Origin of the sequence: Agriterribacter sp. (genome assembly GCF_035497235.1) — a bacterium.
In the GTDB taxonomy this organism is placed as follows: Bacteria; Bacteroidota; Bacteroidia; order Chitinophagales; family Chitinophagaceae; genus Agriterribacter.
Genome location: NZ_DATJEB010000032.1, coordinates 15,153 through 28,043, shown reverse-complemented (window position 1 = coordinate 28,043; position 12,891 = coordinate 15,153). Strand labels below are relative to the sequence as shown.

The 12,891-nt window shown below is 43.0% G+C and carries 9 protein-coding genes; 3 read left to right on the top strand and 6 right to left on the bottom strand.

Translation table 11 applies throughout. The features are described from left to right. Positions 1-470 precede the first annotated feature (470 nt). Positions 471-938: a hypothetical protein gene (locus VL121_RS08955; RefSeq protein WP_325404355.1), complete on the top strand. Its 468-nt coding sequence runs from the start codon at positions 471-473 to the stop codon at positions 936-938. Positions 939-944: 6 nt separating this feature from the next. On the opposite strand, the gene VL121_RS08950 is transcribed toward VL121_RS08955, so the two are convergent. From VL121_RS08950 to VL121_RS08940, 3 genes are all read right to left on the bottom strand, one after another. Then, positions 945-4,442, bottom strand: a complete 3,498-nt coding sequence (locus VL121_RS08950; protein ID WP_325404353.1) for a PVC-type heme-binding CxxCH protein — start codon at positions 4,440-4,442, stop codon at positions 945-947. A 119-nt stretch (positions 4,443-4,561) separates the two neighbouring features. Further along, the gene (locus tag VL121_RS08945; RefSeq protein ID WP_325404352.1) at positions 4,562-5,689 is read right to left on the bottom strand and encodes a Gfo/Idh/MocA family oxidoreductase; all 1,128 of its coding nucleotides are present in this window, start codon (positions 5,687-5,689) and stop codon (positions 4,562-4,564) included. A gap of 230 nt (positions 5,690-5,919) precedes the next feature. Further along, positions 5,920-6,789, bottom strand: a complete 870-nt coding sequence (locus VL121_RS08940; protein WP_325404350.1) for an AraC family transcriptional regulator — start codon at positions 6,787-6,789, stop codon at positions 5,920-5,922. 68 nt (positions 6,790-6,857) lie between these two features. On the opposite strand from VL121_RS08940, the gene VL121_RS08935 reads away from it, so the two are divergent. Both VL121_RS08935 and VL121_RS08930 read left to right on the top strand, forming a co-directional pair. Further along, positions 6,858-7,091, top strand: a complete 234-nt coding sequence (locus VL121_RS08935; protein WP_325404348.1) for a hypothetical protein — start codon at positions 6,858-6,860, stop codon at positions 7,089-7,091. Between the two features lie 31 nt (positions 7,092-7,122). Beyond that, a complete protein-coding gene (locus tag VL121_RS08930) occupies positions 7,123-7,344 on the top strand; it encodes a YgaP family membrane protein (RefSeq protein WP_325404346.1) in 222 nt (73 codons plus the stop codon). Between the two features lie 108 nt (positions 7,345-7,452). Here the strand turns inward: VL121_RS08930 and VL121_RS08925 are convergent, their stop codons facing one another. The 3 genes from VL121_RS08925 to VL121_RS08915 all read right to left on the bottom strand — a co-directional run bounded on the left by VL121_RS08925 (position 7,453) and on the right by VL121_RS08915 (position 12,874). Continuing rightward, positions 7,453-9,687, bottom strand: a complete 2,235-nt coding sequence (locus VL121_RS08925; protein WP_325404344.1) for a hypothetical protein — start codon at positions 9,685-9,687, stop codon at positions 7,453-7,455. A gap of 137 nt (positions 9,688-9,824) precedes the next feature. Continuing rightward, positions 9,825-11,096, bottom strand: coding sequence for an aryl-sulfate sulfotransferase (locus VL121_RS08920; protein WP_325404342.1), 1,272 nt, complete (start codon positions 11,094-11,096; stop codon positions 9,825-9,827). A gap of 140 nt (positions 11,097-11,236) precedes the next feature. Beyond that, positions 11,237-12,874 (bottom strand): RagB/SusD family nutrient uptake outer membrane protein, encoded by a 1,638-nt coding sequence (locus VL121_RS08915; RefSeq protein WP_325404340.1) that lies wholly within the window; start codon positions 12,872-12,874, stop codon positions 11,237-11,239. Positions 12,875-12,891 lie beyond the last annotated feature (17 nt).

Sequence of the window (12,891 nt, the reverse complement as noted above, 5' to 3'; positions counted from 1 at the left end):
CGTGGGCAGTGAAGACACTGCCCATATAAAGCAAAGCAATGCGACAATTTTGAAATGCACCCACACCAGGGATAATGCTTATCGCTTATTTATTCATACATTGTATAATAGCATTACATACATATACCGGGGTGAGCTGACACGGATATGCCTGTAATTAAATTATAACGCAGGTGGGGATGTTGGGAACTTATGCAGGGTCAAAGGAATGTGAAATTTACCGGATATTTCGCTATTGATTTGTTAACCTGAAAAAAATGTTGCAGACCAAAAAGATAACCAACGGGTATTTATTTGCGATGCACAGAACTAAAATATTTTGAAAGAAGAAAAATTATTTATAAACTTTGATCATGATCGCTTGCCAAAAATGAAAACGCCTTTCTACATAGAACATGAACACAGCCCGCCTGCTGCAATACGCATGAGCCTTGTACATTAATGTGCTATTTATTCAAAACAGGTATTGTATGAAAGCAATATTACTTGCCGCTAAGCTTTGCTTCTTTCTGACCGCTGCTTTGTGTTTTAGCCGCTGCAAAAAAAACAACAGTACACCCATTGACAGGCTGAATATCGTATTATACGATAAACCGCTTTCCGTGATCCGGCAGCATATCCAGGGGAAGTGGCAATTGATTTATGGTAAAGGAGGCATTGCCGCTAACAACATACAGCATTTTCGTAACAATTTTTGGAATTTTAATGATGATAGCGTTAAGATTTTAGACGATAATAGTGTGTATGCGGATGCTATTATGCACTGGAATTATGACTTAGGTACCTATACTAATGGTGATTCTACTTTTTTGATGAAATTTTATGACAAGGAAAGTGTTCCATGGGTTTACGTTGTAGAAAGGATTTATAATGACACATTGATATTACACGATCACGCTTCAGACGCCCTTTTTTATCATTTTATCAAATCGAATTAACCAGTTTTATCTCTCCACCGTTAATACACCATTCATTATCCGCCAATGCCCGGGGTAAGAACAGATATACGGATAATCACCTGGAATATCCGGCACACGGAACTTCAGGCTAAACTGCTGATCAGGATTAACCAATGGCGTTGCAAATAAAACATCCGGAACGGAAGGAATATACTGCATACTAACGCCTTCGGGTACCTGCGCAAGCTTATCTGCTGCCGCCCCTACCCTTTCCATGCTGCCGGGTTTTAATACCAGCAAATTGTGTTGCATAAAATCTATATTGGTAAGCACAATTTCTACTATCGTTCCCGCTTTGGCGGTAATTTTTGTTTTCTCAAATTTCATTTGATTCTGCACTGTTTTCATTATAATTACCTGGTCGGGCTTACCCAGGTCAACCTGTTGTGCTTCCGCCAGAAGGGTTTCCATACGTGCATCGTATACCTTACCTATATTTCTTGCGCTGTCTTCATAATCGCCTGCTTTTTTTGCGCCGCTGTTCCAGTAATCATTTGCTATGCGAATGCCGGCATCACGCAAAGGTATTTTAAACAATCCTTTTGCTTTCCCGGTAGCAGCTCCTTTATCATTCAAAAGCAATTCCATTACGCCTCCTTTTAAAAGTTTGGCGGTTACGGAAAAGGTATCAGTAATACTATCCTTGGATTGTATATTAAAAGATTGATTATTTTGGTTAACCTGGAAATGCAATTTCTTAGCATTGTCAACATACACTGCATATCCATTGGCTTTATTGCCCTGAGCTACAATTACTCCTTTTTTACGGTCCTTATTGTTCAATTCCACATTTGCAGTAAAAAACAATTCTCTTCCTGTAAGGTCGGGCAGCAGGTCGGGCCTGATATAAGTATTTTGAGGCAGTGAGAGCACATTTAATTTTGAACGCAGCATTATACGATGAATCAAACCGGCTTTACCCAATTCTACCTGTTCGTTGATGCCGCTGGCTTTAAATGCTTTTTCAAAACCCTGCTGTTGTATGCCCGATGCAATAAACAATGCTTTTTGAATCCATTTATCTTCGGCGCTTCCGCCTTCCTTACTGGCCAGTTTAAATAAAATCTGTCCCAACGTTTCAGATGAAGGAAGATCGCATGCTTTTAATACAGCAGCCAGCACCACACGCAAATCCTTATCTTCAAATATACCAGCCTCAATCAGGGCTTTTGAAACTTCTTCAGTTGCTGGCAACACCTGTATGGCAGCCCTGCGCACTCCTGCCGAAGGATGCTTTAATGCGCCAATGGCAACATTCAGCGCTTCCTTATTATCACCGCTAAAAGCTTTCAGCCCCTGCAATGTCCATAATGCATGCACTGCAGGCGCATTTAAACCAATCTCATCAACCGAAATATTTTCTATAATCTTATACAATTTATCCACTACCTTTTTATCGCCTGATTCCACCAGCAAACGCTGGGCTGTAGTGCGCCAGAACATATTAGAACTGCTCAGCGCTTCGATCAGTTCATCCGGATCATTTTTATCGAGTGATGATATTTTCTCTCCATCCGATTTCTTATAGCGAATACTATAGATGCGCCCCCTGAGTGAATCTCTTATCGGGTTGATATACGCATTTCCCTTGCCGGTTTCATATCCCTGCGGTGTGGGGTTATGCTGGATAATAAAATTATACCAGTCCGCTATCCATACATTTCCATCCGGGCCAACATCAGCCTGAACAGGTCCAAACCAGTCATCGGCGCTTGCCACAAAGTTCCAACCATCCTCACCCTCTTTAAAAGTAGAACCATCGGGTTCAATAATATTGCGATGAATAACCCTGCCGGTGGGTTCGCTTACAAAAGCAATCCTGTTCCAGAATTCTTTCGGATAATTACGCGCTGTATATAAGCTATGCCCGGCCGCAGCAGTGAAACCATTATGCACATCTACCTGCCGCAGGTTTTTGGTTACCACATGCATGGCATAATGACTTTCAATTTTATCTATACCAGTTTCGCCGCCCTGTCCCGACATTTCAAAGTACCGCTTAGGAATAGTGTACGCGGCGCTGTGGGTATTATTGGCTGTAGATATAAAAGCATCAAAATCTTCGGAAAAGCCCAACCCCCAGGTATTATTGGAAGTATTACCCAGGAACTCCAATTGTTTTCCATCGGCGGTAAAATGATATAAGCCCTGGCTAAAGCGCATCGTGTCTTTGCTATCGCCTATCACACCTTTAAAACCGGAATAGCCAACGGTTCCCCATATGGTATTATCGGGGCCGTAACGGAAATTGGAAGGCCCCGCATGCGTATCAAATGTTCCCCAGCCCGAAATGATCTTTTCCCGTACATCCGCTTTATCATCACCATTTGTATCTTTCAAAAATAAAAAGTCGGGCGCCTGCGCCACTACTATTCCACCATTAATAAAAGCAAAGCTGGTAGGTATATTCAGCTTATCGGCAAACACGGTAAATTTATCTGCCTTACCATCTCCATCCGTGTCTTCCAGTATCTTAATCATATCCTTACCTTCCTCTTTATTATCACGCACCATATTGGGATAATCCATGGTTTCCGCTATCCACAGGCGGCCCCTTTCATCCCAATCCATGTGTATAGGTTTGTTTATATCGGGCTCAGCAGCAAAAAGTTTTATTTCAAACCCTACCGGTACCTGTATCAATTTCATAGATTGTTCGGGCAATAAGGGCTCCTGGAATTGCGGCGGCGGGTCACGTTTTTCATAATTAGGCATTCGTGCATCTGTATACTTCGGCTGGGGCGTTTGAAATTGCTCTACCAGTTGTTTTGCATGATCGCCTACCGCCCACATGATACCGTTGTATACTAATTTTAAAAATCCGGGGTTCGCCCATGTTTTTTCATCATGCCCGTAAGCCGTATAAAAAACTCTTCCTTCTCCATAATTGCGCACCCAGGTATAGGGTTCGTGATGACCGCCTTCCACCCGTTCCGTAAGCACTTCTATATTTTTACTGATCTTATCATGCACATAGGTTTCATCCTCGGTAGAAAAAGCAGGCACATCTTTCATTACCGGGTGATCCGGCTTCACAATTACAGCAGTAAAGGAATCGTATTGATGTGTTTTAAACTGGCCCCCGATCAGTTCTACCACTTCCGGTGAATTACGGAAGCACCACGATGCGCAATGCAACGGAATAAACCCTTTACCCGAACGCACATATTCCAGCAGCGCTTTTTCCTGTGGTGCGGTAATACTGTCGTGGTTGGCATATAGCAGCAACCCGTCATATAACTTCAAATCTTCTGTTAACAGATCATCCGGATTGGTAGTGTACGTAATATTGATCCCCTTCTTAAAATATTCCTGCGAAAGCAATTCGGCCAGCTTCTCCGAATCGTGGTGTTTGCTTTTATGCCCGAGAAATAATATTTCCAGCCGCCGGGGCTTATCATCTTTCTCCTGCCGGTTGCAGGCGTTAAACAGTAAAGCAAAACAAAAAATACATAGCAGGGATAGCAAAACATTGCGTTTCATTTGTTCGGTTTTATTTTGATTTAGTCAACTACCGGCATCATGGATGCACATTTGCTGAAAAGAGCAATTATAGCTGATCCGTTTTATGGCATATTATTATACCCTAAATAACAAACAATTCAGGACAAAGTGAAGTCCGGCAGTTTAATGATCTCGCCTCCTTTCTTTGCCGACTCGTGCGCCAGAATACCCACGCAGGTAATATTGGCGGATTGCCTTGCATTGGGAAAAGGTTCTCTTTTTTCCACCAGCGCACTTACAAATTCATGCACCAGGTGCGGATGTGATCCGCCGTGACCTGCGCCCTGTAAAAAAGAGAGGTGCTGGTGTTCATCGGTATCATACACACCGCCGGTAGTAAAGCGCCGGATAGGCTCGGGCAGCAAATGCGCATAATCGGGCGATTCTACTTCTTCCGGGATCTCAGGTTCGGGGCGTTTGGCAGTGTGCACCACTAACGGTTTGCCTTCTATCAACGGCCATTCAACAGATTTTTTTGAGCCATATACTTCAAAGCTTTCGCGGTACTGCCGCGCCGTATCAAATAAAGAGCGGTATACATAAGCGCTGAGATCGGAATTCCTGAATTTGATATGCGTACTCTCTACAGCATAAGGAGAATTGTAAAACGCATGCAGCTCCGATCTTATGGTTCCCGACCCGAAGCACGATACATATTCCGCTTCGGACCTTGTTAACCCCAGCACCGGCCCCACGCAATGTGTGGCATAATACATGGGCGGCAACCCCGGCCAATAATTGGGCCAGCCGTCCATATCCTGCTGGTGACTGGCTTTTAGAAATTGTATTTTCCCCAGTTCTCCTTTTTCATATAATTCTTTCATAAACAAAAACTCCCTGGCGTATACCACGGTTTCCATCATCATATAGGTGAGCCCGGTATCTTTTACCGCCTGCACAATTTGTTTGCATTCTTCCACGGTAGTAGCCATAGGAACAGTACAAGCCACATGTTTACCTGCCTTTAGTGCCTTTAATGACTGCGCCGCATGATCAGGAATGGGCGTGTTGATATGCACCGCATCAATATGGGGATCTTTCAGCAATTCGTCATAATTCGCATATCTTTTCTCAATGCCAAAAGCATCTCCTGCTTTTTCTAAACTTTCTTTGTTTCGCTGGCAAATCGCGTACATATTTGCGTTAGGATGCCGCTGGTAGATAGGAATAAATTCGGCGCCAAAACCAAGTCCTATAATGGCGATGTTGATTTTTTGAGAAGACATAAAGCAATAGGCTTATATTAAATAAATAATTACAGGTTAAAAGCGAATGAACACTGGTCAACACACGATTGCAGCACCGGCTTCCTTTTTTTTGACTGAACCCATACGGGAAACAGAAAAACAATCGTACTAAATTACGCTTAATTACGTACCTGTAATTTATCGGATTATGTCCAATACCGACTTTATTTTATCCTAAAAACGGAAGAAACTGCCAGATCATGAAAAAATCATAGAACTGAGAACTGCTCACGATACCCTTTTGGCGTCATCTTCATATACAGTCTGAACTGGCGGTTGAAGTTTGACAAAGTATTAAATCCGCATTCATAGCTTACCTGGTTAATGGTTTTTCCGTCTTCTTCACTTAATAACTTACAGGCATGCCTGATACGCAGTTCAGTAATAAAATCGGAAAATGATTTACTGGTTTTCATTCTGAAATAGCGGCTGAATGAAGTAGGCGTCATACTAAGCAAGTCGGCTAATTCCTGCAGGGCAATGCGGCTGCGGAAGTGCTGGGCGGCATAATTATACACTACATTGATACGCCGGGTTTCTGATTCTTTTAACCCGTATATATAATCAGCATTATGCAATAAATGATAGTTTTTTGCCTGTGCCATTGTTTCCAGCATTTGCAATAACTGTATAAGACTTGCAGCGCCGTGCGCCTCAATAATATGTGTCATCATTGCAGCAAGCCGGCTAACTGTTTGCCCGTAATATGCAATGCCGCGCTTTGCTTTTTCAAATAAGTCTTTCACCTGTTGCATCTCTTCCTTCTCTATAAGATCCCCGATGAAATCGGCCCGGAAATAAATAACCAGCCCATGCGTAAGGAGCTTACTCCGTTTATCAAAATAGGTGCTGTCGCTTCTCCATAAATGGGGCATACCCGGGCCAAGGAAAGTTAGGTCACCTTCATTAAAGGATTGCACCGTATTGCCAATGAAACGGGTGCCTGTACCTTTCAATACCATAAACAACTGGTATTCGCTATGTGCATGCCAGGTAGCGTCAAAATGTTTTTCTTTCAGCTCTTTTGCTACAAATATCCTGGATTCCGGTATGGGAGATTTTTGGAGCGCGAATTTCATACAAGCTATTTAACACCGTGTTTATCAATAAAGGTAATGGATTGAATGTAACATATGTTACAAAGAAAATGAATGTAATTACCGACTTTTGCAGTATGAAGAAATGGCTGATACACAATAAACTTTTGCTGACCGGCGCTATAGTTGGCGGTGTGGGAGGTTTTATTTACTGGAGGCTGGTAGGCTGCAACAGCGGCACCTGTGCCATTACATCTAATGCGCGCAACAGCACAGTTTATTTTGCCGTAATGGGCGCTTTGCTCTTTAGCATGTTTAAAAAGCAAACAAAAGACGCAGCATAATATCTCCGCTTATTATAAAAAACAAAAGACAATGCTAAATACAGTATCATCCAAAAATGTAATATGGTTCAGCAGGTTACTGCGCTGGGGGCTGGGTATTGTTTTTATAGTAACCGGGTACTTATATTATTCTGAAGGAGGCTGGCCCGCCCTGTTATTTGGGGTCATTCTTTTTGCCACGGGATTTCTTCGCCCCAAACGATGTTTGGATGGCACTTGTGACCTGCCGGATAAGCGTACCGGCATTGTGTAAAAAATAGTTGTAAGAAATTACCGGGTAGTTTTGATATCATCCGGTGTATTTATGCTCTTTTTTCATTGTTCACTTTTAGCTTATCAGTGATCTCTTTATGCTCATCCGTTAATACCCACCTGCCACATCCCTCGTTAAATTAATGGCTGTTCCTTTTACTCCACCCGGCATTGGATAGAGTTTCCAGTTGTTATCATCTGCCTGTTCCAACCGCCAGCTTTTTGCCGGATCAGCTAATTGTTTTTTTAAGCTTCGGGAAAAAGCATTGGCAGCCCTTGCGTTTTCCCAGGTACGGATCACGCTGAAGATGGCTTCTTTCTGTGCACAACTTTCCACATCTTTTTGGTTCAACTGAAGACTGTAAGTAGTACCCACACCCACCGAAATGGCCTGTATATGTTCATACTGCTCTACCGTAGAATTGGATTTGATGGGAAAATTGCCACCCATACCTACCGGAAAATAGTTGGAATACGTTACGTCCCGAAGGTCCTTACCCTGGCTGGTAGCGCTTCCCCATTCCCTGGTATCCGCATCATACAAATTTTTTCCACCGCCTACATTCCATATACTTTGATAATGCCAGGAACCCTCCGACAAAGTGGCCCCGGTAAAACGAATATAAGAAACGCCTGATTCCTTAGCCCGTTCAAACATTTTCCGGAAAAACCGCTTGGTTGAATAATAACCATGCCCATTATTGAACAGGAATTCCTGCCCGTCAAAATCGTAATAGGCTAACCCGTTTATGTAACACACTTCCGCGTAATATTTTGCAATCTCATCCTGCAGTTGCATATTGGGAATAACACCATCATACCCATAATTGATGGTAACCTGTAATTTATAAATAGTATCACCCGTATTGTGATTGGAAGGCGTAGTTTTCCAATAGCCGCGCTCTACATTAAGCAAGCGATAAGGCGGATTGTTGGACACCCCCAGATAATGGATCAATTCCTTGCCTATTTTAACCATATTCAAATTTTGGGCATGGCCTTCCCAGCTTCCTGTTTCTTCCAGGTGTTTGGGATCATTTACGATAATGGTGGTATCTGAAGGGCTTATGTTTTTTATAAGCAGGCGCTTCTGCTGATAACATAAGCTATCGCTCGGAACCGGGCTCGCATCCTGGGTTCCCGGCGCCAGGGAAGTAGTAATGGGTGTTCTTCCGATAGTAATGCCACGGCTGGCAGCCATTTGAGAAAAGGCTTTGTGCGACACATTGCCTGAGCTCAATTTTATCGGCTTTTTTTCAAAATTTCTTCCGTCAATGTATCCCTCATTTCCCCTGTCGGGCCGCAAAAAACCCTGGTCGTATAAACTGATCGTTTTAAACCCTAACCTGCTGGTGTAGGAAATAATGCTATCGTTCAAATTTCCGGCAGACATGGCGTCAGGAACATATGCCGCAGGGTCCTTCACCCATTTGCCGTTGATGGTTGGATAAGGCAAACCTTCCAACTGTACTATATTTTTGATAACATTCATTAAAGCAATACTGTCGGGGCTGCCCCATAAAGCTATGCTTGAGCCAATATAATCAATACCAGGTAATGGCTGAACCTCAATATGATTGGGCGTATTAGCTGCCATATTGGGTATGAGTGAAAAATAAACTTCTCTTTTAACAGACCTGTTTCTGGAATGATAGGAAATGAAAATTCTTCCTTTTTCATCAACCTGCGCGGCATTACCATACATAATGCGGTACCAGGGCTCTTTATGGGCGTAAAAAGCCACATCGCTGATGCCATCACCGCCCAGCGTAAAAACCTGTCCTTCGTGTAAAGAATCAGGCAGAGGAAAGCGTTTTGCATCCGGTGTATGAATAATGTATTGAAATGGCGCCGCATCTCCTATGGTTGTTGACGTGCCTCCCAATGTATTGTCGTTAAGGGCAAGCATACCAATTGCGTAATTAACGGCTTCACTGGTGTCCCTGGCCACGCCAATTATTTCTCCCAAAAGATTGGTGATACTGGTATAATAAAACCCCCATTGTATATCATCAATTTCGCTTCGGTTGGTAAGCGACTTCAACGTTAACTTAAAATATTTCGCTTTTGCTTCAATAGCAACCCGCGCTACGGAACCATTCGCATACTTTAACGTAAGCATGCCCGTGCCTTTTGAATAAGTGGCTTTTTGCGGCTCGTAATATTTTTTCTTATTACCGTTATACAAACACAGCAACGGCGATGGTTTGTCTGCCGGGCTAAACTCCCGGTAAGGTGTTTTGCTAATGTTCTTCATACTGGTAATAAAACCTTTTGCATTAATGTGTATCCTGAAATAACCGGTGGAAAGATTTACCTGGGCATAACCCTGTTCTGCATACATGCATATTCCAAGCAAGAATAGAAATACGTATTTTGTAAAGCAACCGGGGCATTTGTTTTGCATATTAATATTTTTCTGTTAATGCCCTATAGTTTGATCCCACCACATTTATTATGCTGCACGCGTATGATGGCATTTTAAGGATATGAAGGAAGGCTGTCAATAAATTCTGCCCGGTAAGGAATAAAACCGGTTCTTACCTTCCACAAAATGTTCCCGGCATTATTCACCAATGTTACCGCCCCTGCCTGGGAGCTGCAAACTAAAAAGCTTGTATCATTTACCTGATAGGCGCTACCCATTCTTTCGCTGTAAAGACTTACCGGCAGTTCAATTGACAAAGCCAGTGCCGCTTTCCGGGAATCTTCATCTAAAGTATAAGCCAGCACCCTTGATCGTTGTTTATTGATTCCGTTTTCAAACAGCATCAATTGATTTTTCGAAGTTCGGTGTACGGCATGAGATTCAGAAAACTCATCTCCTTTGGGGAAGGTAAAACCGCCACCCCGCCCCATTCGCCATATCAGCTTTCCTGTTTTTGCATCAATTTTCCATATCTGCCCGGAAAGATAGAAAGACAGCAAATAATTTCCATCAGTGTCTATGCTCAGGCTGTTGGCATGAAGCCAGTCGGCTTTGTCTTTTAAAATATGAGGATCTGTTTTAGGATCCAGTACATCAAACACAGACCAACTCCAGACCTTGTTGCCCTTGCTGTCCAGTATCAATATCCCGTCTCCGGTTACCGTATCCGTTCCGGCGCCACCCACGCTACTTAAATCAACTACTTTTTTTTCAAGCGTAAGGGTAACTAACTGTTGAGCATTATTATAGAATACTTCGTGGTGAATGGTTTTATCCAGCCCCTTTTCTCCTTTTTTTAAATGGAACACCGTATCGCCCGCAAGTGAAATTTCCAGGATTTCATCTCCATAGCTGGTAGGATAAGATAAGGGGGCTACAATGGATAAGATAGTTGCGTTTTTTGTAAAATGCGCCACTTTAAATCCCGCGTCTCTGATGGTATAATACCAAACAATATCTCCCTTTGCATTCACAATATACACCTGACCCGGCAGATCGCGCCGTGCAATCAGCGAAAAGCCCTTTGAAAACAGTTCAGGTAAGGGAGCCTGCATGTCGGCAGGCATCACCATTTCCTGAATTTCCAGGGGTATCTCTTTTGTACCAAACATGCTCACCCCGCTAATAACGCTTTCGCATTCTTCGTGGCGGGCTACAATTTCGTATTCGTAGGTTTGGGCGGGCTTCAGGAATAATAAAGAAAAAAGATGTTCTTTTTTATCTGAAGAAAGAGGGCTGGAAAACACTTTTGCATGATTTCCTTTTTCCCAATACCGTATAAACAGGTCGGCTTCTTTATCACAGGCAACAGCAATTTTTTTCATTAATACATTGCCGATCGAAGGCTGTTCACTAACTGAAACCAGTTTAACTCCGCAGTTTGTTCTGCAACCGGAAAACAGTATAAAACAAAAAGATACTACAGGTATAACCTGTAGTATCTTTTTTAAGAAAGGTAGCTTCACTATTTCCATAATGGGTTTTGGGTAAGCTTATTATTGGTTTGTAATTCCGCGGCGGGAATTGGAAAAATATAATGCCTGGCTTCTATTTTATCGGCTCCCTGCTTAAGGTTTGAAGACATATAGGCCTTCAGGTCAGCAGGAGCAGGATACCATCTTTTTAAATCGTTCCACCTGTTTTGTTCAAAATACAGTTCGAGTAATTTCTGGTGCTGGATTTCGGCCATCATATCATCAGTGGAAGGAAAACTGGCTGCTGTTTTGGATAATAAGCCCGCTCTTACTCTTATCCTGTTGATGCTCTGCAATGCCTGGTCGGGATGACTGTTCAGCAAAGCCGCTTCGGCATGCAGCAAAAGCACTTCAGCAAAACGCATTACCTCCACATTGGCCTCAGACGGCGTTGCAGCCCAGTAATTATCAGCTCCGCCTGCATTGCGCCATGCGCTGGTAAACTTTTTATTTAAAAATTTACCTTCGGGAAAGGTCTTATAAAGACTTTCAAACCTGTCTATGCTGGTTGATGCCGCAGCCCATAAATCATCAAATGTTTTATTATCATACCAGCTTGTATCAGCCTCGCCAAAATCGGAATACTTCCACATCAGCGTGGCATACATCCGTTTATCAAACTTTGTATCGGAACCGCCCGGCCTCAGTTCTTTTTTAAACTGCTTTGCCAGGAACTGGGATGGTATGTACTTGAACCAGCCGCCACTGGCCGGACTGCCGGTAAGCTGCGGGCGATAGTTGTACATGGCATTACCACCGCTTTCTTCGTTCCATGGACTATACTGGCTATTAAAAGCCCCGTATACCCACTCCAGAACCGACTCCTGGTTAAATTCATTTTTGTCGGTGAAGTTATCCTCGAAGTTGTCAACAAGATCGTAATTGAAAGGCGCTGTAAAAAGTTTTGCCAAAGTAGTTTCAGCATTACTGTAGTCTTTAATATAAAGATAGGTTTTGCCCAGAAATGCAAGTGCCGCTCCCTGTGTAATTCTGCCTCTGTCTCCCGCTGGTCTTGTAACCGGCAGGTCTGTTGCCGATTCAGAAAAATCTTTTACGGCCTGCTGGTACAAATCAGCTACCGGCGAACTCGCAACAAAAGCATCCTCAGAAGATTGGGCTACGGTTATTTTAAGCGGTGCGTCTCCAAAGTTGGAAGCTAAAATAAAATAGCTCAGGCCACGCAGGAACTTTGCTTCCGCCACATAGCTTTTGGTTAATGCTGCATCTAAATTTGCTTTAGCGGCATTTTCAATAACTAAATTTGCACGGTAAATACAACTGTACAATTTGGCAAATATGTCCTGGGTATCCCCGTTTTTCGCATCATTAATAAAAAACGCGATCTGCGTTGTTGACGGCTCTCCCCCCGGAATCGTCAGCACATCATCGCCCAGCGTGTTGATATCCTGGTATCCCCTGAAAGCGCCCCAATAACCACTCAGGGGCAACCGCATGGGGCTGTATACAGAGGCAACGGCTGACTTTACATCAGCTTCTGTTTTCCAAAACTTATCTTCCGTAAGCTCGTTGGGGTTGCTGGTTTCCAAAAAGCTTTTTTTACATCCTATTACCACAAGGGTGGCAGTTGCCACGAAAGCGATAAAGGATAGTCTAAAAATCTTGTTCATTATTTGAAATTTAATGT

Excerpts from the sequence above, each read along its gene's own strand:
- VL121_RS08955 (WP_325404355.1), top strand. The coding sequence starts at position 471 with ATGAAAGCAATATTACTTGCCGCTAAGCTTTGCTTCTTTCTGACCGCT.
- VL121_RS08950 (WP_325404353.1), bottom strand. The coding sequence starts at position 4,442 with ATGAAACGCAATGTTTTGCTATCCCTGCTATGTATTTTTTGTTTTGCT.
- VL121_RS08945 (WP_325404352.1), bottom strand. The coding sequence starts at position 5,689 with ATGTCTTCTCAAAAAATCAACATCGCCATTATAGGACTTGGTTTTGGC.
- VL121_RS08940 (WP_325404350.1), bottom strand. The coding sequence starts at position 6,789 with ATGAAATTCGCGCTCCAAAAATCTCCCATACCGGAATCCAGGATATTT.
- VL121_RS08935 (WP_325404348.1), top strand. The coding sequence starts at position 6,858 with ATGAATGTAATTACCGACTTTTGCAGTATGAAGAAATGGCTGATACAC.
- VL121_RS08930 (WP_325404346.1), top strand. The coding sequence starts at position 7,123 with ATGCTAAATACAGTATCATCCAAAAATGTAATATGGTTCAGCAGGTTA.
- VL121_RS08925 (WP_325404344.1), bottom strand. The coding sequence starts at position 9,687 with ATGTATGCAGAACAGGGTTATGCCCAGGTAAATCTTTCCACCGGTTAT.
- VL121_RS08920 (WP_325404342.1), bottom strand. The coding sequence starts at position 11,096 with ATGAAAAAAATTGCTGTTGCCTGTGATAAAGAAGCCGACCTGTTTATA.
- VL121_RS08915 (WP_325404340.1), bottom strand. The coding sequence starts at position 12,874 with ATGAACAAGATTTTTAGACTATCCTTTATCGCTTTCGTGGCAACTGCC.